Consider the following 21,684-nt stretch of genomic DNA (forward strand, 5'->3'; position numbering starts at 1 on the left):
ATCGCGGCGGCGTCAGGGCCGGTCGACCGCGCTGTCGGCTTCCAGGGTCTTGCGCAGCTTGGTGAAGGCGAGCCGGATGCGGGATTTGACCGTGCCGAGCGGGATGCCGCTCTCCTCGGCGATCTGGCTGTGCGACAGGCCGGAATAAAACGCCCGGCGGATCAGCTCGACCTGATCCGGCGGCAAATCCTTCAGCGCGTGGCGCACCCGGTCATCACGGATGCGTGCATCCAGACTGTCGTCCTGGGCGTCCGGTGCGGGCGGTCGCAGCATTGGCTCTTCCGGATCGAGCCGGTCGGACCGGTCGCGGCGCAGGGTGTCGATGCGCCGGTTGCGGGCGATGCGAAACAGCCAGGTGGCGGCCGACGCTCGGCGCGCGTCGAACATATGCGCCTTGCGCCAGAGCGTGACCATCGCGTCCTGAACGATGTCCTCGGCCGCGCCCGGTTCGGCGCCGAGCCGGATCAGATAGGCCTTGATCCGGGGGGCGAAGTGATCGAACAGCTCGGCGAAGGCGGTCTTGTCGCGCGCTTCGGCGACCCGGGCGATCAGGCGGGCGTGATGGAGCTGATCTGTCACGGTTGAGGCTCCTTCGCGCCTGCCGGGTTCGGCCGCTGCTGTCGCCTGGGCTGCATTGCGATCCCCATCCCCCGATCTTCCACCCGGATCCACAGGCCTTGGCCCGATAGCGCGACCCAGCGGAGGTCCCGGCCCGGTTCGGACGCCGGTCCCTGGTCGATGTCACACTGTTGCCCGATTTGTGCTCGCAGCGTGCACCCTCCGATTGATCATAGCGGGTTTTCGCAGGGGCACCATGTGCGAGTGGATCTATCAACCCTTTCGTAACTTGCAATGCAGTAACCTTAAAACAAGGTGACAAATCTGCAGCAGATTTGATCAGATGTCGAAGCGCGAGCAGTAGCGGTCAGGAGATCATGCAGGCACGAACGCTAATTCCAGCCCTCATCGCAGTCGTCTTGTCGAGCGTGGCGGCTTCGGCCCAGACGCCGACCCCGATTGGCGAGTTCAAACAGTGGCGTGCGTTTTCCTACGGCGGTGCCAAGGGAAAGGTGTGCTACGCCTTGTCGCAGCCCACCAGAATGGCGCCGACCGACCGGAACCACGGAGATGTGTTCTTCTTCGTGTCCAACCGTCCAGGCGAGAACGTCACGAACGAACCCAGCGTTATCGTCGGGTATCCATTCAAGGACAATTCCTCCGTTTCGGTCGATGTGGACGGCCGGAAATTCACGCTGTTCACCAAGAACGACGGTGCGTGGATGTCGAACCCGGCCGAGGAGCGTCAGCTGATCGCCGCCATGAAGGCGGGCAGCAAGATGCAGGTGTCCGGCGTTTCCAAGCGCGGCACCCAGACGGTCTATGACTTCTCCCTGTCGGGAGTGACCGCGTCGATCAACGCCGCGGACAAGGCCTGTCGCTGATCGGCGATCCGGCGGGCCTCCCCCCGCAGGTTGATTGCCGGTCGTATTGCCTCGGAAAAGCCCGCTTTGTCGGGCTTTTTTCGCGTTTGCGCCTGCGCTATATCCTGTGCAGCCGATACAAGGGGCTCACAAAGCTGGCGCCAGCGGGTATACTGGAGGGCGTCCGGCTGACCAGCGCGGCGGAATGGCTGTGTGCTCGCATGGCCGGATCAAGGCCTGAAGCCTCCTGTGCGCCTCCCCATGTTCGGGGGCGTAGAGGAGGCTTTTGCGCAACGCGCCGAAAGGCGGTGGCAGCGGCCGCCGCCTTTTCGCGTTGGCGCTGGCACTGAGATTGGCACTAAGACTGGCATTGCCGCACGTTGAGGCCGGACAGGGTCCGGGCGCGTCCCGACCCCGACCCATGAAACCGCCCCTAGGCCCCTGATGAAGACGACGAAGACCATGAGCATGCGCGACAGTGACACACAGACGGCCCCCGCTCCCGGGCCGGTTCGGCCGCCCAAGGCCCCGGCGGCGGCGGAAAAGCCGTCGCTGATCGGCCTGGACCGGGAGGAGCTTGCCGAAGCGCTTGGCGCCATCGGCGTGCCCGACCGACAGATCCGGATGCGGGTGGCCCAGCTCTGGCACTGGTTCTACGTGCGCGGCGTGTCCGATTTCGCCGACATGACCAATGTGTCCAAGGACCTTCGGGCCCTGCTTGCCGAGCATTACACCATTGCCCGCCCGGAAATCGTTTCCGAACAGATCTCCAACGACGGCACGCGCAAGTGGCTGTTCCGCTTTCCTCCGCGCGGCGCCGGCCGGCCGGTGGAGATCGAAACCGTCTACATTCCGGAGGAAGGACGCGGCACGCTCTGCGTCTCCTCCCAGGTCGGCTGCACCCTCACCTGTACCTTCTGCCACACCGGCACCCAGCGCTTGGTGCGCAACCTGACGGCGGAGGAAATCCTCTCCCAGGTGCTGATCGCCCGGGACCGGCTTGGCGATTTTCCCAAGGGCGAGACGCCGGCCAATGCCGCCGTGCCGTCCGAAGGCCGGCTCGTCACCAATATCGTGATGATGGGCATGGGCGAGCCGCTGTACAATTTCGACAATGTGAAGAAGGCGCTGTTGATCGCCTCCGATGGCGACGGGCTGTCCCTGTCGAAGCGGCGGATCACCCTGTCGACCTCCGGCGTGGTGCCGATGATCGAGCGCACCGGCGCGGAAATCGGCTGCATGCTGGCGATCTCGCTGCACGCGGTGCGCGACGAGTTGCGCGATGAACTGGTGCCGATCAACAAGAAGTGGAACATCACCGAACTGCTCGATGCCTGCCGCGCCTATCCGGGGCTCAACAACGCCCGCCGCATCACCTTCGAATACGTGATGCTGAAGGGCGTGAACGACAGTCTCGCCGATGCGCGCGAGTTGGTGCGCCTGTTGAAGGGCATTCCGGCGAAGATCAACCTGATCCCGTTCAACCCCTGGCCCGGCTCGGCCTATGAATGCTCTGACTGGGAGCAGATCGAGACCTTCGCCGATGTGGTCAACCGGGCCGGCTATGCCTCGCCGATCCGTACCCCGCGCGGCCGCGACATCTTCGCCGCCTGCGGCCAGCTCAAGTCGGAATCCGAACGCATGCGCGCCAAGGAACGGGCCGCGCTCGAAGCCGCGACGCCGGCCGCTTCATGATCGACGGTGGCGGCTTCGTCCTTCAGGTGATCCGCATCGTCGCCGGCTTCATCTGCGCCATGCTGGCGGCGGGCCTGTTCCTGGCCTACGGCTTTGTGCAAGGGGTGGACCTGCAGCAGGATCCGGTGGCCGCCGGTGCCGCGTTCGGCACAGGCATCATCGGTGCCAGCGTCATTGGCGGCTTCGCCTTCCTGCCCGCATGTCTCGCCATCTTGCTGTCGGAGGCGCTGCGGTTGCGCGGTGTGATCTTCCATCTGGCCGCCGGTGGGGCGATCGGCTTCGGTCTGTGGATGCTGGGGGATGCAGCGCCGGCGGATCCGGCACGGGCTGCCATGGGCGGCTTGCCACCCGGCTCGACGGTGGCCGCTGCCGCGGGGTTCCTTGCCGGCTTCGTTTACTGGCTGATCGCCGGGCGCTGTGCCGGCCGCTGGCGGCTGTCCCGCGCCGTGTCCGGGGATGCCGGCATGAATGGCGATCCCGGCCGGAACTGACCGGGGCCTGACCTTCCCGATCACCTTTTCGCCGGATCACTCGGCGGTGCTGTCCGTCTCCGGATGCAGCGCCTTGCGGGCGGCGGCGAGATGTTCGTCGCGCACATGGGCGCGCACCAGCGCCAGCACGCCAAGCAGGATGCTGGCATCGTCGCCGAAGCCGATGCCGACCAGCATGTCGGGCACCGCATCAAACGGCATGACGAAATAGGCAAGAGCGGCGAAGATCGCCCCGCGCACCCGTGACGGGGTGGCCGGATCGAGGGCGCAGTAATAGGCCGCCAGCACATCCTCCATGAACGGGATCTGCCGCATGGCCTTGCGGGCAACGGTGAAGATCCGCTCGGAGACGCGGGCCTTCTGCTCCTCCTCGGGGCCGAGGAATTCGGCATCGAAGCCGAGATCGTCGAAGCGGGATGTCATGCGGAAGCCTCCTCCCCCTTTGCGTGAGCCTGCGCTGGCGCCCAACAAATCTGGCGCCGGCTGGTTCCCTTCATGTGGGGCGGTGCCGTGCCGATTTCAAAGCTTTCCGGGGAAGAGAAGCCCTTCCGGCGCCAGCCGAAGCTCGCGCCGGGAGGTGTCTCGGGCGTGATCGCGATCAGTGCCGGAAGTGGCGCATGCCGGTGAAGACCATGGCAAGGCCGGCCTCGTCGGCGGCCTTGATCACCTCATCGTCACGCATGGAGCCGCCCGGCTGGATCACCGCCGTGGCGCCCGCCTCGACGGCGGCCATCAGGCCATCGGCGAAGGGGAAGAAGGCGTCGGAGGCAACCACCGAGCCGCGGGTCAGCGGCGTGGCCGCACCGGCCGCCTCGGCGGCATCCTCGGCCTTGCGCGCGGCGATGCGGGCGCTGTCGACCCGGCTCATCTGGCCGGCGCCGACGCCCACCGTGGTGCCGTCCTTGACGTAGACGATGGCGTTCGACTTGACGTGCTTGGCGACGCGGAAGGCGAATTTCAGATCGGCCAGTTCCTGCGCGCTCGGCGCCCGCTTGGTCACCACCTTCAGATCCAGATCGTCGACGACACCGGAATCGCGTCCCTGCACCAAGAGGCCGCCGGCCACGGTCTTGACCGCCAGGCCCGGTGCGCGCGGATCGGCGAGACCGCCGGTCAGGAGCAGCCGCAGGTTCTTCTTGCGGGCGACGATGTCGATCGCTTCCTGGCTGGCATCGGGCGCGATGATCACCTCGGTGAAGATCTTGACGATCTCCTCGGCGGCTTCCGCGTCCAGCGGGGCGTTGAGGGCGACGATGCCACCGAAGGCGGACACCGGATCGCAGGCCAGCGCCTTTTCATAGGCGGCCTTCAGTGTCTCCCCTTCGGCAACACCGCACGGGTTGGCATGTTTGATGATCGCCACCGCGCGGGTGCGGACGGGATCGAACTCGCTGACCAGCTCGAAGGCGGCATCGGTGTCGTTGATGTTGTTGTAGGAGAGCGCCTTGCCCTGGATCTGCCGGGCGGTGGCAACGCCGAAGCGGTGCTCGCCGGTCTTGTAGAAGGCAGCCTGCTGATGCGGGTTCTCGCCATAGCGCATCACCTCGGCCAGGGTGCCGCCGATGGCCCGGTGGGCCGGTGCGGACTCGCCGATTTCGCCGGCAAACCAGTTGGAGACGGCGGCGTCATAGGCGGCGGTGCGGGCAAAGGCCTTCTGCGCCAGCTGCTTGCGCAGGGACAGCGGCACCTGGCCGTCATTTTCCTCAAGGGCGGCGATCACCGCGTCATAGTCGGCGGGATCGCTGACCATGGTCACATAGGCGTGGTTCTTGGCGGCGGCGCGGGTCATCGCCGGCCCGCCGATGTCGATGTTCTCGATGCCGGTGGCATAGTCGGCGCCGCCGGCCACGGTTTCCTCGAACGGGTAGAGATTGACGCAGACCAGGTCGATGCCCTCGATGCCATGGGTCTCCATGGCCGCGCGGTGCTCCGCATCATCGCGGATCGCCAGAAGGCCGCCATGCACATTGGGGTGCAGCGTCTTGACCCGGCCATCCATGATTTCGGGAAAGCCGGTCACGTCGGAAATGTCGGTGACCTCAAGGCCGGCCTCGGCCAGCGCCGCCCGGGTTCCTCCGGTCGAGATCAGCGCCACGCCACGGGACGCGAGCGCGGCGGCGAAGGCGACAAGACCGGTCTTGTCGGAAACCGACAGGAGCGCGCGCTTGACGGGGACAAGATCGGGAACGGGAATGCGTTTTGACGCCACGGCCATCGCAATATCCTTCGAGCTGGTGAGGAACGGGAGTTCGCCCGCGCCCTAGCACGAATGGCGGCATATCGGAAGGCGGCAGCGGCGGAAATCGGCGCTCGTGGCTGCGTGCCACACCCCGTGATAAGGCCTGCGGGCCGCGTGTGATGGCCCCGAGCCGTCAGGCGTCGTCAGAGGTCGAGTTCCTCTGCGTTCGGGCTGCTGACCCGTTTGCGGCTGGTTTTGGCGCTGACCGTGCGGCGCAGCTGCCAGGTCACCTCGTCGCGCAGCGAAACCCGGCCATGCAGCACGATCTGGGCCGTGCGGCGATGGCCGTAGGTGTCGGACAGATAGATCGATTCCTCGACCGTCATCTCGCAGCCCGGCGCCACGAACTCCCAGGCCTCGCCATCGGCGGCGACCAGAAGAACGGCGGTGCCGGCGCGGATCGAGCTGGTCTTGACCGATGGGTGCAGGTGAAAGCGGATGGCGTAGCGGTCGCGGGGGCCGAGCTTGCCGGTCTTGCGGAACCGGTCGATGCCGTCGAGCACGGTCCCGTCTGAGGCCAGCGTCAGGTCGCGTTCGTGAATGATGCGGTGGCTGTCCTGATAGCCGTTGTGGCTGGCGACGACACGGGTTCCGGCGGTGTCCTCTTCCCGCTCGACCGGCACCTGGGTCGGTCCGGCGACGATCGGCGCGCCGAGCCAGCCGCGATAGCGCTCCTCGGCGATGAAATGGGCCGAGGAAGTGTCGTCGATGACGGCGGTCGAATGGGCGGCGGTGGAGCGGGAGACCGCGCGCCAGACGCCGCGGTCGCTATGGGTGACGCCGCAGTTGACGATGATGCGGTTGCGCCGGGACGACAGCTCGAACGACAGACAGCCGGCATGGGCGTTCTGGCTGAGGGCGGCTGGCGGCGGCGGGCCGACATCGATCAGCACAACGGTGTCGTTGTGGGCGAGCCGCTGGTAGCCGGAATGGGGCGCATTGCCCGGCGGGGCGCCACGGGCATCGTCATAGGCCAGGATGGTGGCGACCAGATCGGCCGGCGTCGAGCCCATGCCGTTGAAATGGGCGAAGGTGCCGTCGCCATGGCGGAAGAACCGCACCATCGGCATCATCCGGTCGATGGCCTGCATCACCGCCTGCGAGGACGGCAGGCCCTGCATGGTCAGCGCCTGGCGGATCGGCAACAGGTCGACGAGAATGTCCAGCAGTGCTGCCGGGTTGCGGGTGATGTGGCCGCCGTCGGCGAGGATCTGCCGCGCCAGTTCCTGGTCGAGCCGGCGCAGGCTCTGGCGCACGTAGCGCCCCTGCCCGGACAGGGACACAGTGGCGGCGGCCACCGCGATGGCGGCGCTGAGACGGGGCAGCCCGTCCGGAACCTCGTTCAGCGTCCGGCGCAGATAGCGCACCTGACGGGCGAGCGAGCGCAGGAAGCGGCGGTAGAAATCGTGGTCGCAGCCTTCCAGGATCAGTGGCGATTGCGACAGCCAGGCCATCACCCGGCGCGACACCACCTGCTCTTCCCAGCCGGTTTCGTGCCAGTAGCCGCAATAGCGGATCCAGTCCTCGACCAGTGCGCGGGCGTTCTGACGGGCGACGATGGTGTCGGCGGCCTTGAGGTGACGCAGCCAGCCGAAGCCGTGCAGCGCCCGTTCCCAGTCGGCGGAGGGCGGGATCACCTCGAAGGGCGACTGGCCGTTGGCCTCGACGAGCTGTCCGGCGAACAGGAAGCGTCCGGCATAGATATCGGCGGCATTGGTGCCGTCGGCGGTGCGCAGGTCCTGCGGGGCGATGAGCAGGCGCGCGGGCGCGCCCGTGAAGGGGCTCCAGCGAAACAGCGGCCCCCCATGGACCCATCGCAGTACCGATTGCCAGGCTGTATGCGCAAGAAGATGCCATACCCGAGCCCGCTCGGTCACCGAGCCAAGCGTCATCGCCGCCAATTACCCTCCGAAAACCTGAATCCGTGCCGGCACCCCACCGCGATCCGCGTTGTGTCCTGTGCCGACTTTCGGGGATTAACGTTAGCGTTTCGTTACGATTGGCGGACGGAGATGCCCGGAGATGCTCGTCCGTCCACCGAAAACGCCGGTTACAGGCGCTTCAGACGGGCGGCGAAAAAACCGTCGAGGCCACCCAGCCGCTCAGGCTCGCCCGGCGGCGTGCTCGGCAGCAGGCATGGCAGCGTGCGCAGGTCCCCATCCGCAGTGATGGCGCCGGGAATGCCGATCTCGTCTTCGCTGACCGGCAGGCGGGCAAAGCCGGGATTGGCGGCAAGGAACGCGGCGATCTGCGCTTCCCCCTCCTCCGGCTGCAGGGAGCAGGTGCAATAGACGAGGGTGCCGCCCGGCACCAGCCAGCCGCTGACCCGCTGGAGCAGCTCCGCCTGGATCTGCGTCAGGGCGGCGATGTCTTCCGGGCGCTTGCTCCAGGCCACATCCGGATGCCGGCGAATGGTGCCGGTGGCCGAACAGGGCGCGTCCAGCAGGATCGCATCGAACGGCGCCTCCGGCTCGAAGCTGCGCAGATCGCCGACGCGGATCTCGGCGCCAAGAGACAGCCGGTCGAGATTGGCGCGCAGCCGGGCGAGCCGGCGGGCGGAGATATCAACGGCGGTGACATTCGCCCCGGCGGCGGCGAGCTGGGCGGTCTTGCCGCCGGGGGCCGCACACAGGTCGGCAACCCGCAGGCCGGTGACGTCGCCCAGCAGCCGGGCGGGCAGCGCGGCGGCGGCATCCTGCACCCACCAGGCCCCCTCCTCGAACCCCTCCAGCCGGTCGACCCGGCCCGCATGATCGGCAAGACGGATGCTGTTGCCGGCGATCCGCCGGCCGCCGAGCCGCGCGGCCCAATCGTCCGGATCGCGCTTCACGGTGAGGTCGAGATTGGGGGTGTGAAGGTGCATGGCGGCGGTCTGCAACGCCCGTTCCTCGCCATAGGCCTTCTGCCAGGCAGCAAAGAGCCAGACCGGCGTGTTGCGCCAGGGCTCGTTGAAGCGGGCGCGCAGCTCCTCGGCGTCGCGCGCGATCCGGCGCAGCACCGCATTGACGAGCCCCTTGTAGGTCCGGGCCTTGCGGTCCTGATCGGCCAGGGTCACGGCGAGGGAGACAGCGGCGTGATCGGCCACCTCCATGAACAGGATCTGCGCGGCGGCGATATGCAGGATATCCATCGCCGCGCCGCTCTTGTCCGGGATCGGCCGGTCGAGCAGATGATCGAGGATGGCGGCGATCTGGCCGCGATGGCGCAGGGCGGTGCCGAGAAGCGCGCGCAGCAGGCCCCGATCCTGGGCGTCGAGCTCGCGTACCCCCGGATGGCCGTGCTCGGCGTCCAGCTCCTCATCGAGCGGGCGCTGGGCACGCAGCACCCGGCCGAGAATATCGGCGGCTGCCTTGCGCACGGCCAGACCGCTGGGCTGCTCGGCCTTCGCATGCGGGCTACCCGGACGTGCTGCCTCTCTCGCAGGGCGCTGCGCGTCCTTCCTGGGCGGGCGTTTCGGCGGATGGGGCGAGCGGGCCACGGTCGTTATATCCTTGTTCTGCGACGGTGCGAGGGACCGGATATGCCCCTCAGCGCCCTGCAGGACAAGCGAAAATGCCATCGCCCTTGCGTTGGCGGGCTATCCGTCCCCGGCGTCGTCAGCCCCATGGTCCACGTTTGGAGGGACCGCGCGATGGCGGATGACGGTCGGAGCGCTCGCGCCGGCCCCAGGGGCCGGGCGGGTCGGTGCGCGGCGCCCGGTCCTCATGCAGCCCGGTTCCGGCGAACCCGCCGGCGCCCGCCGGCGCCATGTGGCCGGCCAGATCGCGCAGGGCGGCGATGCGGTTTTCGGTGTTCGGGTGGGTGGAGAACAGGTTGTCCATCCGCTGGCCCGACAGCGGGTTGATGATGAACATATGCGCGGTCGCCGGGTTGCGCTCGGCATCCTCGTTGGGGATCCGTGCCGCGCCGCCGGCGATCTTGGCGAGCGCCGAGGCGAGCCACATGGGATTGCCGCAGATTTCCGCGCCCATGCGGTCGGCGGCGTATTCCCGGGTGCGGCTGATCGCCATCTGCACCAGCATGGCGGCGAGCGGCGCGACGATCATCGCCAGCAGCACGCCGATGAAGCCGAGCGGATTGTTGTTGTCGCGGTTGCCGCCGAAGAAGAAGGCGAAATTGGCCAGCATGGAGATCGCGCCGGCGAGGGTCGCGGTGATCGTCATGATCAGGGTGTCGTGGTTCTTCACATGGGCCAGCTCATGGGCCATCACGGCGGCCACCTCCTCGGCACTGAGGGTGTCGAGCAGGCCGGTGGTCGCCGCGACGGCGGCGTTTTGCGGATTGCGGCCGGTGGCAAACGCATTCGGTTGCGGATTGTCGATCAGATAGACCTTGGGCATCGGCAGGCCGGCATTGGCGGCGAGCTGGCGCACCATGTGGAACAGCTCCGGCGCCTGATGCTCGTGCGCCTCGATGGCATGGTGCATGCGCAGCACCATCTTGTCGGAGTTCCAGTAGCTGAAGACATTCATCGCGGCGGCGATCAGGAAGGCGATCACCATGCCGCTCTGGCCGCCGATCAGGAAGCCGATCCCCATGAAGAGTGCGGTCATGGCCGCGAGAAGCAACGCGGTGCGGAAGTAGCTCATGTCGGTTCGCGATCCTGTCCGGTTCGATCCTGGTGCGGTGTGGCGCGGCGCGCGCAAGCGCCGCCCCTTGCGAAAGTCTGCCCCGCGGCATTTGGTCCCCGGCATCCGCTCAAGGGGCTTCGCCGGCGTGGGCGTTGGTCTTATATGTTGGCGGGAGGTGGCCGCTATGCAAGATGGAAGCGGTGCGACGCGCGGCAAATGGAGAGCGGCAGTGACGAGCGATACGGACATTTCCCCCCTGAGCGAGGATCAGGCAGCCCCCACGGGACGCCGACTTGAGGATCTGCCGCCGGCGGCGCAGCGGGCGTTGGCGGAAGCTGAGGCCCGGCGGGCGGAGATCGATGCAAGGCAACAGGCGATGGCCCGGGAAATCGACGGGCGCGGCGGGCTTGATCCGGCCCGCTACGACGATTGGGAAATCAAGGGCATCGCCTGCGACTTCTGAGCGGCGGTGCGGTGGCGCGGCGGGATTGGCCCCGGTCTGACCCCGGCAAATGCCCGATGGTTAATGAGGGATTTACCAACCGGCGATAGGCTTGCGGCAGATATTCTGGACGATCCGGGCCAAGGCCTTCGGATCTAGGGAGAATTTTGGTTCGCATGTCCGATACCGCCACCATCGCCCCGCGTTCCCCTGCCTCCGCCCTGCCCTCGGACAACCCGTTCCAGCGGCTGGCCGCGGTGCTGGAGGGCATTACCCCCGGCGCCGATCCGATCGTGATGACGATCGGCGAACCGCGCCATCCGATCCCCGGCTTCACCGGTGAGGTGCTGCAGGCGCATCTGGCCGAATTCAGCCGCTATCCGGCGATCACCGGCACCGAGGACTTCCGTGCCGCCGCCGCCGCCTGGCTCGATGCCCGCTATCGGCTCGGCGGTGCGCTGCCTGCGTCGAAGGGCGTGGTGGCGCTCAATGGCTCGCGCGAGGGGCTGACCTTCGCCGCGCTGGGCGCACGCGACTATTTCGCCAAGACCGACGCGCGGCCGGCGGTACTGATGCCGAACCCGTTCTACCAGACCTATGCGGCGGCGGCGCATGTGGCCGGGGCGGAAGCGGTTTATCTGGATGCGGGGCCGCAGACCGGGTTCCTGCCCGATCTCGACCAACTCGATCCGGCTCTGCTGGACCGCACCGTTGCGTTCTTCCTGGCCTCGCCCGCCAACCCGCAAGGGGCGGCGGTGGATCTTGAGATGTGGAGCAAGCTGATCGAGCTGGCCCGCAGGCATCGGTTCCTGCTGATCGCCGATGAGTGTTACTCGGAGATCTACCGCGACACGCCGCCGCCTGGCGTGCTGGAAGCGGCCCTTGCCATGGGCGAGGGCTTTGCCAATGTGCTGTCGATCAATTCGCTGTCGAAACGCTCGAACCTGGCCGGGCTGCGCTGTGGCATCGCCGCAGGCGATCCGGCGTTCCTGACCGCCTGGACCCGGTTCCGGGGCCTCAGCGCGCCGCAGGTGTCGATGCCGCTGCAGGCGGTGGCCGCCGCTGCCTATCGCGACGAGGCGCATGTTGAGGAAAACCGCCGGCTCTACAATGAGAAATTCGCCATTGCCGAGCGCGAGCTGGCGCCGCTGTTCGGCCCGGTGACCCCGGCCGGCGGGTTCTTCCTGTGGCTCGATGTCTCCCGCTGGGGCGGCGGCGTCACGGTCAGCCGGCGCCTGTGGGCCGAGGCCGGGGTGAAGGTGCTGCCCGGCGCCTTCCTGTCGATGGACCAGCCCGGCGGCAATCCGGGTGAGGCCTATATCCGGCTGGCGCTGGTCGATGATGCGGCGACGGTCGAGGCAGGGCTTGCCTGTGTTCTCGCGGTGTTGGGAGACTAAGCCATGCGACGCGCCACCACCATGCGCAGCGGACGGGCCGCGGCCCTGGGGCTCGATGACACGGAAGCGCCGCTGAAGCGGTTCCTGAAGCGCAATCTGATCGGTGCCAGTGGTCTGGGCCTGATCGCCCTGTGCGCGGCGCTGGCGGCGGCGCTGGCCACCTGGTCGGCGACCGACCCGAGCCTCAGCCATGCCACCTCGGCACCGGTGCGCAACGCGCTGGGCCTGCCGGGGGCGGTGGTCGCCGATATCCTGATGCAGGCGATTGGCCTGTCGGTCGCGGTGTTCCTGGTGCCAGTGGTGCTGTGGGGCTGGCGGCTTCTTTCGGCCAAGGCGACGCGGATCGCCCTGCGTCGGCTGGTGGCCTGGATCGCCGGGACGCTGCTCGGCGCCGGGGCGCTGGCCGCCCTGCCGGTGCCCTCCTCCTGGCCGTTGCCAACCGGCCTTGGCGGCTTTCTCGGCGATTTTGTCTACAAGCTGCCGGAAATGGTCACCGGCGAGCTGACCGAAGGCATGGCGATGATCGTCGGCGGGCTCGGGCTGGGTGTGCCGGCGGTGATTCTGCTGTTGCGCGCAGCCGGCTGGCTTGGGGCCGATCCGGAGCCGGTGTTCGAACCGCTTCCGGAACCCTCGCGCCATGCCCGCTCCGTCGGTGCGGTGCCCGACTATGGCGATGAGGAGGACGAGGAAGAGCGCGACAGCCGCTGGGCCGCCGCCGCTGGGGCCTTGGCCCATTGGGGCTTGCTGGCGCGGGCGACCCTGCGCCGGCGTCTGCGCCGGCCGGCCCGCGCGGCGGAGCCGGTTTATGAGGACGACGATTATCCGGACTATGCGGATCCGGCGGAGAACGACGACCCGCGCATGGAGCGGGACTTCGCCGAGGATGACTATCCAGAGGGCGCCGAGGAGGACCATGACGCGCCGGAGGATGCACATCGGAGCGGCGGCCGGGTGCGGTTCGGCACCTTGCGGCGGCGGCTGGCCGAACGGCTGATGCCGAAGGAGGATGATGGTCTCGATGACTATTATCCGGACGAAACGCCGGACGCGCCCGGGGAGCGGCGTGGGCCGCGTGTGGTCACCTCCGGGGGAACCATCGACGATCTGCCCGACCTTGACGATGAGGGGCCGCTGGCCGAATTCGGCACATCGCTACCTAAGAGCATTGCCGGGCCGGCGAGCCGGGCCGAGACGCCGAACCGGGTGGTGCCGCCGGCGGCCCGGCCCAAGCCGGGCAAACGGGTGGCGGTCGAGGCGCAGCCCTCCTTCCTGCGGCCGACGGAAAGCTATGAACTGCCGCCGCTGCGCCTGCTGGCGGAGCCCAAGGGCGGTGGCCGGCAGACCGCGATCAACACCGATGCGCTGGAACAGAACGCCCGAATCCTGGAAGGGGTACTGGAGGATTTCGGCGTGCGCGGCGAGATCATCGAGGTGCGACCCGGTCCGGTCGTCACCCTCTATGAGCTGGAACCGGCGCCGGGCATCAAGTCGAGCCGGGTGATTGGCCTCGCCGATGACATTGCCCGCTCCATGAGCGCGATTTCCGCCCGTGTGGCGGTGATCCCGGGCAAGAACGCCATCGGCATCGAGCTGCCGAACCAGCGGCGCGAGACGGTTTACCTGCGCGAATTGCTGGCAGCGAGCGACTACGAGAAGTCGAAGGCCAAGCTGGCGCTCACCCTGGGCAAGACCATTGGCGGCGAGCCGGTGATCGCCGATCTGGCGCGGATGCCGCATCTGCTGGTGGCCGGCACCACCGGTTCGGGCAAGTCGGTGGCGATCAACACCATGATCATGTCACTGCTCTACCGGCTGGAGCCGGAGCAGTGCAAGCTGATCATGATCGACCCGAAGATGCTGGAACTGTCGATCTATGATGGCATTCCCCACCTGCTGACGCCGGTGGTCACCGATCCGAAAAAGGCGGTGGTGGCGCTCAAATGGACCGTCCGCGAGATGGAAGAGCGCTACAAGAAAATGTCGAAGATGGGCGTTCGCAACATCGACGGCTACAACACCCGGGTCACCCAGGCGCTGGAAAAGGGCGAGGTGTTCACCCGCACGGTGCAGACCGGCTTCGACCGGGAGACCGGCGAGCCGATCTTCGAGGACGAGGAGCTGCCGCTCGAAAAGATGCCGTACATCGTCGTCATCGTCGACGAGATGGCCGACCTGATGATGGTCGCCGGCAAGGACATCGAAGGGGCGATCCAGCGGCTGGCGCAGATGGCCCGTGCCGCCGGCATCCATCTCATCATGGCGACCCAGCGTCCGTCCGTCGACGTCATCACCGGCACGATCAAGGCGAACTTCCCGACCCGGATCTCCTTCCAGGTGACCTCGAAGATCGACAGCCGCACGATCCTTGGCGAACAGGGCGCGGAGCAGCTTCTGGGCCAGGGCGACATGCTCTACATGGCTGGCGGCGGCCGGATCCAGCGCGTGCACGGTCCATTCGTGTCCGACGATGAGGTCGAGCATATCGTCACCCATCTGAAGCGTCAGGGCACGCCGCAGTATCTGGAGGCGGTGACCGAGGAGGACGATGCGTCCGACAGCCCCTATGACCAGTCCGGCGGCGGTGGTGGCGATGACGCCAACGACCTTTACGACAAGGCGGTGGCGATCGTCCTGCGCGACAAGAAGGCCTCCACCTCCTATGTCCAGCGCCGGCTGTCGATCGGCTATAACCGCGCCGCCTCGATCATCGAGCGGATGGAGCAGGAAGGGCTGGTCAGCCCGGCCAATCACGCCGGCAAGCGGGAAATCCTGGTCAAGAACGGGGTCGAGGACGACTTTTGATATCCCGCTGGCCGCAACTTCGCCACAGGCCTTTGCTAGAGTTAGGTAACCTGAAGCCGGTGCGGGGCATGGAGCCGCGGCCCTCCCCGCCCGCCCGCCGGATCACCGGCCAGCCGGTTCGGCACTGACAGGACAGGCTTTCGCCGCAGTCCCGTGCCATCTCTCCGCCGGTTTCCCGGATCAGGCTTGCAACTGGCGCGCCGTTTCCGAAACTGGCATTCTCATTGGGCCGCGCCCTATCGACGGAGTTTTCCGCATGTCACTCGCCCGCCGTTCGTTTCTTCGCAAGACCGCCGCTCTGGCGGCAGGTGCCGCCCTCTTGGCGGTCGCCGGTCTGGCCCCGGCCATGGCCGCGTCGCTGTCGTCGGAGCAGAAGCGCTCGCTTGCCGAGGTCAACGCCTATTTCAACTCGCTGAAGACCATGCATGGCGACTTCATCCAGTTCGGTCCGAATGGCGAACGGGCGGAAGGCAAGTTCTACATGGCCCGGCCGGGGCGGATCCGCTTCTATTACAATCCGCCGTCAAAGGTGGATATCGTCGCCGATGGCAAGTCGGTGTCGGTGAAGGACCGGAAGATGGCGACCCAGGATATCTGGCCGCTGTCGGAAACCCCGTTGCGCTTCCTCCTGGCGGATCAGATCAATCTGGAGAAGGACGCGCAGGTCTACGGTGTCTCGGTGGAGCCGGATCTGGTCACCGTGGTGCTGGCCGATGACAGCACCTTCGGCTCGGGCAAGCTGACGCTGATCTTCGATGCGGAGACCATCGCCCTGAAGCAATGGACGGTGACCGACGCGCAGGGCTATGACACCTCGGTGGCGATCTACAACACCAAGGTCAACGGCCCGACCAACCCGAAGCTGTTCAAGATCGACTACAACGCCAACACCATGCAGCGGCGCGGCAAATAACGGCGCGACCGCGACGGAAATGCGTGAAATTGTCGTCGATTCCGCCGAAATTGTCACCGAACTGACCGCGCCCGCCCCCTCCCCCGGGGCGGTGCGCCCGCCGCTTTGGGTGGCCATTCTGGAGCGCCTGTGCACGGCTCATGGCGCGGTGCTGACCGTCGAGCCGGAGTATGGTTATGCCGGGTCTATCACCGGCGCCGATGGCCGGCGGCACATGTTCAAGGGCACCAATTTCGACATCAACGGCGCCGGCGCCGCCGCGCTCGCAAAGGACAAGGATTACGCCGCCCGCTTTCTGGCGGCGGAAGGTCTTGCGGTGCCGCAGGCGCTTTTGGTTCATGCCCCGCGCCGGACCGCCGCGCTTGGTCTGAAGAACCCGCAGGTGGCCGCAAGGCTGGCCGGCGTTCCGCAAGCTCGCGCCTTCGCGGCGGCCTGCGGCTATCCGCTGTTCGTCAAGCCGAACGAGGGGTCGGAAGGCGATGGGGTGGTGAAGGTCGGCGAGGAGCGCGCGCTTGTCGCCGCGCTCGGCGATCTTTTTGAGGTCCATGACCGGGTGCTGGTGCAAAAGGCGGTGGTGGGCGAGGATTTCCGCCTTGTGGTGCTCGATGGCGCGGTGCTGGCCGCGTTCCATCGCACCCCCTTCACCGTCACCGGCGATGGCATCCGCTCGCTGCGGGCGCTGGCGGGCGCGGCAATAGCAGGCTTCGCCGAGGGCGGTCATGGTGCGCGGATTGCACCCGAGGATCCCCGGATTTCCGCCCATCTTGCGGCACACAGCCTGCATCTCGACATGGTGCCGGGCGCCGGAGAGCGGATCGCGCTTCTGCCCAATGCCAATCTGTCGACCGGCGGCGGCGCGGTGGAGGTGACGGAAGCGCTGGCGCCGGGGATTGCCGAGACGGCGGTGCGGGCAGCCGCGGCGCTGGGCCTGCGTTTTGCCGGCGTCGATCTCCTGGTGGAGGGACCCTCAGCGGTGGTGCTGGAGGTGAATGCGGCGCCTGGCCTGTCCTATGCGCACCGGCTTGGCGGCGCTGCGGCGGAAACGGTCGAGCGGATCTATGCCCGGCTGCTGCAGGCGATCCTCGCCGGGTGATCGCGACCTGAGGGCTTTGGCCCAAGGTCTGGAAAATTCACTAATGATTTCAAAGAAAAAGGCCGGTGGATCGCTCCGCCGGCCTTTTCCTGTTTCGATCGGCACCGGCGGGAGGAGATCCCGCCGGGTCCGGATCAGTTGGCGACGAGGTTGCGCAGCACGTAGTGCAGGATGCCGCCGGAGCGGACGTATTCCAGCTCGTCCTCGGTGTCGATGCGGCACAGCACCTCGATCACCTTGGTGGTGCCATCGGCATAGGTCACTTCCACATCGACCATCTGGCGCGGCTTCAGTTCGGTGACACCCTTGATGGTCACCTTCTCGGTGCCGGTGATGCCGTGGCTCTGCCAGCTCTCGCCGTCCTTGAAGGTGAAGGGCAGAACGCCCATGCCGACCAGGTTGGAGCGGTGGATACGCTCGAAGGACTGGGCGATCACGGCGCGCACGCCGAGAAGCCGGGTGCCCTTCGCCGCCCAGTCACGGGACGAGCCGGTGCCGTATTCCTTGCCGGCGAAGATGACGAGCGGGGTGCCCTCGGCCTTGTAGTCCATGGCCGCGTCGTAGATCCACTTCTGCTCGCCGTCTTTGAGGGTCACGCCGCCCTCGACGCCCGGAACCATCTGGTTCTTGATGCGGATGTTGGCGAAGGTGCCGCGCATCATGACTTCGTGGTTGCCACGGCGCGAACCGTAGGAGTTGAAGTCCTTCCTCGCGACCTGATGCTCCTGCAGGTAGGTGCCTGCCGGGGCGTCGGCCTTGATCGAGCCGGCGGGCGAGATGTGGTCGGTGGTGATGCTGTCGAGGAACAGCCCCAGCACCGCCGCGCTCTCGATATCCTCAAGCGGCTTCGGCTCCATGGTCATGCCCTCGAAGTAGGGCGGGTTCTGGACATAGGTCGAGCCGGCCGGCCAGCCGTAGGTCATGCCGCCTTCGACCTTGATCGCCTGCCAGTGCTCGTCGCCCTTGAAGACGTCGGAATAGCGCTCGCGGAACATCTCTTCGGTGATCGACGAGCGGATGAGATCGGTGATCTCCTCGTTGGTCGGCCAGATGTCCTTGAGATAGACCGGGTTTCCGTCCTGGTCTTCGCCGAGCGGATCGGTGGCGATGTTGACGTTCATCGAACCGGCAAGCGCGTAGGCGACGACCAGCGGCGGCGAGGCGAGGTAGTTCGCCCGCACGTCCGGATTGACGCGGCCTTCGAAGTTACGGTTGCCCGAGAGCACCGAACAGGCGACCAGATCGTTGTCGTTGATCGTCTTGGAAATCTCCGGGTCGAGCGGACCGGAGTTGCCGATACAGGTGGTGCAGCCGTAGCCGGTCAGGTTGAAGCCGAGCGCGTCGAGATCGCCCTGCACACCGGCCTTTTCCAGATAGTCGGTCACCACCTGCGAGCCCGGCGCGAGCGAGGTCTTCACCCACGGCTTGACCTTGAGGCCCTTCTTCAGCGCGTTGCGGGCGACGAGGCCGGCGCCGATCAGCACGCTCGGGTTCGAGGTGTTGGTGCAGGAGGTGATGGCCGCGATCACCACGTCGCCATCGGCCAGACCATGCTCCTTGCCATTGACGTCATAGCGCTGATGCGGTGCGTCGAGGACGCCGGTCGCGCCTTCGTTGATGTAGCGCGCTTCGCCATTGGAGGTGGGAAGTGCGGAGGTGTCCTTGCCGCCGCCCTTGATCTCGGTCAGGGCCTCGGCGAATTTCGCCGCCGCTTCGGTCAGGGCAACACGGTCCTGCGGGCGCTTCGGGCCGGCGATCGAGGGAACGACGGTGGAGATGTCGAGTTCCAGCGTGTCGGTGAAGACCGGCTCTTCGGTGCCTTCGCGGTACATGCCCTGCGCCTTGGCATAGGCTTCGACCAGCGCGATGCGGTCGGCGTCGCGGCCGGTGGAGCGCAGGTACTGCATGGTGTCGCCATCGACCGGGAAGAAGCCGCAGGTCGCGCCATATTCCGGTGCCATGTTGGCGATCGTCGCGGCGTCTTCGAGCGACAGGTTGTCGAGGCCCGGGCCGTAGAATTCGACGAACTTGCCGACCACGCCCTTCTGACGCAGCATCTCGACGACGCGCAGCACCAGGTCGGTGGCGGTGATGCCGTCATTGAGCTTGCCGGTCAGCTTGAAGCCGACGACCTCGGGGATCAGCATGGAGATCGGCTGGCCGAGCATGGCCGCTTCGGCCTCGATGCCGCCAACGCCCCAGCCGAGAACGGCCATGCCGTTGACCATGGTGGTGTGGCTGTCCGTGCCGACCAGCGTGTCCGGATAGGCAACGGTCTCGCCGTCCTCGTCCTTGGTCCAGACGGTCTGGGCGAGATACTCCAGGTTGACCTGGTGACAGATGCCGGTGCCCGGGGGAACCGCGCGGAAGTTGTCAAAGGCGGACTGGCCCCAGCGCAGGAACTCGTAACGCTCGCCGTTGCGCTCGTATTCCAGCTCCACGTTCTGCTTGAAGGCATCGCCGGTGCCGAAATAGTCGACCATCACCGAGTGGTCGATCACCAGATCGACGGGCACCTGCGGGTTCACCTTCTTCGGGTCGCCGCCGAGCTTGACCGCGGCATCGCGCATGGCCGCAAGATCGACCACGGCGGGAACGCCGGTGAAGTCCTGCATCAGCACGCGGGCCGGACGGTAGGAAATCTCGTGGCTGGACTTGCGCGTCTTCAGCCATTCGGCGCAGGCGAGGATGTCCTGCTTGGTGACCGTGCGTCCGTCCTCGAACCGCAGCAGGTTCTCCAGAACCACCTTCAGCGAGAACGGCAGCTTGGAAACACCTTCAAGTCCGTTCTTCTCCGCCTCGGGAATGGAGAAGTAGGTGTAGGTCTTGTCGCCGACCTTGAGGGTCTGCTTGGCGTTGAAACTGTCGAGAGATTTGGTCACGACTGGCGATCCCCTTCCTGAACTCGGTGCGGCCCGGCCGGCGGCCGGGCGTACCCTCGATGCGCGATCCGGTCACCGCCCCTGTCGACTTCTGGCGAAGTCCGGCGGCGTGCCGGCGGCGTGCGATTACGCCGCGCTGCCGCACCGGGGTGCGATCAGCACGCGAGTTGGCGCCCGTATAGCGAATTTTATCGCGCGGTGCCAGCGGATACGCGCCGGTGTGGTGTCGGCAAATAGGATAGGCTGCCGCGCTGGCCGGCGCCCCTGCGGCAGCCCGGCGGAGCAGGGCTGCGATAGGGGTGCGATGGATTGCCTCTTGATCGAAGTCCGCCGGGCATGCGATGCGGAGAAGACCCGCGTTGTGGGTCGCCTTGTTCGTTTCCCGAAACCGTTCCGGATCGCCATGCGCCTCGTTGCCGACACCCTAGCCTGCGATCGTGGCGGCCGCCGCGTGTTCTCCGATCTGTCGCTGAGCCTCGCCTCCGGCCATGCCCTGGTGGTGCGCGGGCCGAACGGGGTCGGCAAGTCCAGCCTGTTGCGGGTGATCGCCGGGCTGGTGCAGCCCGCCGCCGGGCAGCTTGCGGTCGAGAACGGGCTGCCGGAGCACAGTGTCGGCGAACACTGCCATTATTTCGGCCATCAGGATGCGCTGAAACCGGCGATGACGGTGTTGGAAAATCTCACCTTCTGGACCCGCTTCGTGCAGCCGGCGCCGCTGCCGGGCGAGCCGGCCTCGGTCACGCCTGAGGCGGCGCTGGACCATCTGGGCATCCTGCATACCGCCCACCTTCCGGCCGCCTATCTCTCCGCCGGCCAAAGGCGGCGCTTGTCGCTGGCGCGGCTGATGGTGACCTTGCGGCCGATCTGGCTGCTGGATGAACCGACCTCGGCGCTCGACAGCGCTTCGGAGGCCACCTTGACCGGCTTGATGCGCGATCATCTTGCCGCCGGCGGCATGATCCTTGCCGCGACCCACCAGGATCTGGACTTGCCGGATGTGGCGAGCTTGCGGTTGGAGCGGGCGGCATGAGCGGCTGGATCGGCGCGCTGTTCCTGCGCGAGTTGCGACTGTCGGTGCGGGTTGGCGGCGGGGCGCTGATCGGCGTTCTGTTCTTCCTGGCGGTGATCACCGTCATTCCCTTTGGCGTTGGCCCGGATCTTAATCTTCTGGCGCTGATCGGCCCGGCGGTCCTGTGGATCGGCGCGCTGCTGGCCACCCTGCTCGGGCTCGACCGGCTGTTTCAGGCAGACCGGGACGATGGGTCGCTCGATCTGATGCTGATGGCCGGACGGCCGCTGGAACTGCTCGTGCTGGTGAAATGCGCCGCCCATTGGCTCGGCACCGGCCTGCCGCTGGTGCTTGCCGCGCCGGTGCTGTCGATCTTCCTCAACCTGGAGCCGCTGGCGGTGGGCGCGCTGACACTGACCCTTCTGGCCGGCACGCCGGCGCTGACCCTGATCGGAGCGATCGGCGCGGCGCTTACCGTGTCGTTGCGACGTGGCGGGCTGCTTCTGGCGGTGCTGGTCATTCCCTTCAGCATCCCGGTGCTGATCTTCGGCGTCAGCGCCGCCGGGGCGGTGACGCGGGAGCCGGCGCCGTTCCTGACACCCTTTCTGTTTCTGTGCGCGCTCAGCCTGATCGCACTGGTGGTCGGGCCGGTTGCCTCGGCGCTGGCGCTGCGGTTTTCAAGCGATTGACGCTCGTCAAGGCATTATGCCGCCCATCGGTGCATTGAAA

The 21,684-nt window shown here is 67.0% G+C and carries 17 protein-coding genes; 10 read left to right on the plus strand and 7 right to left on the minus strand.

Going from position 1 to position 21,684, the window contains the following annotated elements; genetic code table 11:
• Positions 1 to 12 precede the first annotated feature (12 nt).
• Entirely contained in the window at positions 13 to 579 is a 567-nt protein-coding gene (locus tag IEV83_RS19015) for a sigma-70 family RNA polymerase sigma factor (RefSeq protein WP_181761140.1), read from the minus strand.
• A 356-nt stretch (positions 580 to 935) separates the two neighbouring features.
• Between IEV83_RS19015 and IEV83_RS19020 the strand changes: the two genes are divergently transcribed.
• From IEV83_RS19020 to IEV83_RS19030, 3 genes are all read left to right on the plus strand, one after another.
• Entirely contained in the window at positions 936 to 1,442 is a 507-nt protein-coding gene (locus IEV83_RS19020; RefSeq protein ID WP_181761139.1) for an invasion associated locus B family protein, read from the plus strand.
• 441 nt (positions 1,443 to 1,883) lie between these two features.
• Positions 1,884 to 3,116 carry a dual-specificity RNA methyltransferase RlmN gene (gene rlmN / locus IEV83_RS19025; protein WP_181761138.1) on the plus strand — a complete coding sequence of 411 codons (1,233 nt, stop codon included), beginning with the start codon at positions 1,884 to 1,886 and terminating at the stop codon, positions 3,114 to 3,116.
• Positions 3,113 to 3,607: a translation initiation factor IF-3 gene (locus IEV83_RS19030; protein WP_181761137.1), complete on the plus strand. Its 495-nt coding sequence runs from the start codon at positions 3,113 to 3,115 to the stop codon at positions 3,605 to 3,607. Before rlmN ends, IEV83_RS19030 begins: the two co-directional genes overlap by 4 nt.
• A gap of 36 nt (positions 3,608 to 3,643) precedes the next feature.
• Here IEV83_RS19030 and IEV83_RS19035 read toward each other — a convergent pair whose 3' ends face one another.
• The 5 genes from IEV83_RS19035 to htpX all read right to left on the minus strand — a co-directional run bounded on the left by IEV83_RS19035 (position 3,644) and on the right by htpX (position 10,435).
• Entirely contained in the window at positions 3,644 to 4,030 is a 387-nt protein-coding gene (locus IEV83_RS19035; protein WP_181761136.1) for a YkvA family protein, read from the minus strand.
• 175 nt (positions 4,031 to 4,205) lie between these two features.
• Positions 4,206 to 5,822, minus strand: a complete 1,617-nt coding sequence (gene purH / locus IEV83_RS19040; protein WP_181761135.1) for a bifunctional phosphoribosylaminoimidazolecarboxamide formyltransferase/IMP cyclohydrolase — start codon at positions 5,820 to 5,822, stop codon at positions 4,206 to 4,208.
• A 167-nt stretch (positions 5,823 to 5,989) separates the two neighbouring features.
• Complete coding sequence (locus IEV83_RS19045; protein WP_181761182.1) at positions 5,990 to 7,738, minus strand: heparinase II/III family protein; 1,749 nt, start codon at positions 7,736 to 7,738, stop codon at positions 5,990 to 5,992.
• A gap of 158 nt (positions 7,739 to 7,896) precedes the next feature.
• A complete protein-coding gene (locus IEV83_RS19050) occupies positions 7,897 to 9,204 on the minus strand; it encodes an RsmB/NOP family class I SAM-dependent RNA methyltransferase (protein ID WP_308683746.1) in 1,308 nt (435 codons plus the stop codon).
• A gap of 238 nt (positions 9,205 to 9,442) precedes the next feature.
• Entirely contained in the window at positions 9,443 to 10,435 is a 993-nt protein-coding gene (htpX, locus tag IEV83_RS19055; protein ID WP_181761133.1) for a zinc metalloprotease HtpX, read from the minus strand.
• A gap of 229 nt (positions 10,436 to 10,664) precedes the next feature.
• Between htpX and IEV83_RS19060 the strand changes: the two genes are divergently transcribed.
• The 5 genes from IEV83_RS19060 to IEV83_RS19080 all read left to right on the plus strand — a co-directional run bounded on the left by IEV83_RS19060 (position 10,665) and on the right by IEV83_RS19080 (position 17,064).
• Complete coding sequence (locus IEV83_RS19060; protein ID WP_244628258.1) at positions 10,665 to 10,880, plus strand: DUF1674 domain-containing protein; 216 nt, start codon at positions 10,665 to 10,667, stop codon at positions 10,878 to 10,880.
• Between the two features lie 155 nt (positions 10,881 to 11,035).
• A complete protein-coding gene (locus IEV83_RS19065) occupies positions 11,036 to 12,256 on the plus strand; it encodes an aminotransferase class I/II-fold pyridoxal phosphate-dependent enzyme (RefSeq protein ID WP_181761131.1) in 1,221 nt (406 codons plus the stop codon).
• A 3-nt stretch (positions 12,257 to 12,259) separates the two neighbouring features.
• Positions 12,260 to 15,058, plus strand: a complete 2,799-nt coding sequence (locus IEV83_RS19070) for an FtsK/SpoIIIE family DNA translocase (protein WP_181761130.1) — start codon at positions 12,260 to 12,262, stop codon at positions 15,056 to 15,058.
• Positions 15,059 to 15,314: 256 nt separating this feature from the next.
• Entirely contained in the window at positions 15,315 to 15,971 is a 657-nt protein-coding gene (locus IEV83_RS19075; protein WP_181761129.1) for an outer-membrane lipoprotein carrier protein LolA, read from the plus strand.
• Positions 15,972 to 15,990: 19 nt separating this feature from the next.
• Positions 15,991 to 17,064: a hypothetical protein gene (locus IEV83_RS19080; protein ID WP_209003252.1), complete on the plus strand. Its 1,074-nt coding sequence runs from the start codon at positions 15,991 to 15,993 to the stop codon at positions 17,062 to 17,064.
• A gap of 134 nt (positions 17,065 to 17,198) precedes the next feature.
• Here the strand turns inward: IEV83_RS19080 and acnA are convergent, their stop codons facing one another.
• Positions 17,199 to 19,946: an aconitate hydratase AcnA gene (gene acnA / locus IEV83_RS19085; RefSeq protein ID WP_181761128.1), complete on the minus strand. Its 2,748-nt coding sequence runs from the start codon at positions 19,944 to 19,946 to the stop codon at positions 17,199 to 17,201.
• Between the two features lie 403 nt (positions 19,947 to 20,349).
• Between acnA and ccmA the strand changes: the two genes are divergently transcribed.
• Both ccmA and ccmB read left to right on the plus strand, forming a co-directional pair.
• Positions 20,350 to 20,976 carry a heme ABC exporter ATP-binding protein CcmA gene (gene ccmA / locus IEV83_RS19090; protein WP_181761180.1) on the plus strand — a complete coding sequence of 209 codons (627 nt, stop codon included), beginning with the start codon at positions 20,350 to 20,352 and terminating at the stop codon, positions 20,974 to 20,976.
• The gene (ccmB, locus tag IEV83_RS19095; protein WP_209003370.1) at positions 20,973 to 21,644 is read left to right on the plus strand and encodes a heme exporter protein CcmB; all 672 of its coding nucleotides are present in this window, start codon (positions 20,973 to 20,975) and stop codon (positions 21,642 to 21,644) included. Before ccmA ends, ccmB begins: the two co-directional genes overlap by 4 nt.
• Positions 21,645 to 21,684 lie beyond the last annotated feature (40 nt).

The sequence above is a fragment of the Stappia taiwanensis genome (assembly GCF_014635285.1).
Lineage (GTDB): Bacteria > Pseudomonadota > Alphaproteobacteria > Rhizobiales > Stappiaceae > Stappia > Stappia taiwanensis.

Coding starts and splice junctions, on each gene's coding strand:
- IEV83_RS19020 (WP_181761139.1), top strand. CDS start 936: ATGCAGGCACGAACGCTAATTCCAGCCCTCATCGCAGTCGTCTTGTCG.
- rlmN (WP_181761138.1), top strand. CDS start 1,884: ATGAGCATGCGCGACAGTGACACACAGACGGCCCCCGCTCCCGGGCCG.
- IEV83_RS19030 (WP_181761137.1), top strand. CDS start 3,113: ATGATCGACGGTGGCGGCTTCGTCCTTCAGGTGATCCGCATCGTCGCC.
- IEV83_RS19035 (WP_181761136.1), bottom strand. CDS start 4,030: ATGACATCCCGCTTCGACGATCTCGGCTTCGATGCCGAATTCCTCGGC.
- purH (WP_181761135.1), bottom strand. CDS start 5,822: ATGGCCGTGGCGTCAAAACGCATTCCCGTTCCCGATCTTGTCCCCGTC.
- IEV83_RS19045 (WP_181761182.1), bottom strand. CDS start 7,738: ATGACGCTTGGCTCGGTGACCGAGCGGGCTCGGGTATGGCATCTTCTT.
- htpX (WP_181761133.1), bottom strand. CDS start 10,435: ATGAGCTACTTCCGCACCGCGTTGCTTCTCGCGGCCATGACCGCACTC.
- IEV83_RS19065 (WP_181761131.1), top strand. CDS start 11,036: ATGTCCGATACCGCCACCATCGCCCCGCGTTCCCCTGCCTCCGCCCTG.
- IEV83_RS19070 (WP_181761130.1), top strand. CDS start 12,260: ATGCGACGCGCCACCACCATGCGCAGCGGACGGGCCGCGGCCCTGGGG.
- IEV83_RS19075 (WP_181761129.1), top strand. CDS start 15,315: ATGTCACTCGCCCGCCGTTCGTTTCTTCGCAAGACCGCCGCTCTGGCG.
- IEV83_RS19080 (WP_209003252.1), top strand. CDS start 15,991: ATGCGTGAAATTGTCGTCGATTCCGCCGAAATTGTCACCGAACTGACC.
- ccmA (WP_181761180.1), top strand. CDS start 20,350: ATGCGCCTCGTTGCCGACACCCTAGCCTGCGATCGTGGCGGCCGCCGC.
- ccmB (WP_209003370.1), top strand. CDS start 20,973: ATGAGCGGCTGGATCGGCGCGCTGTTCCTGCGCGAGTTGCGACTGTCG.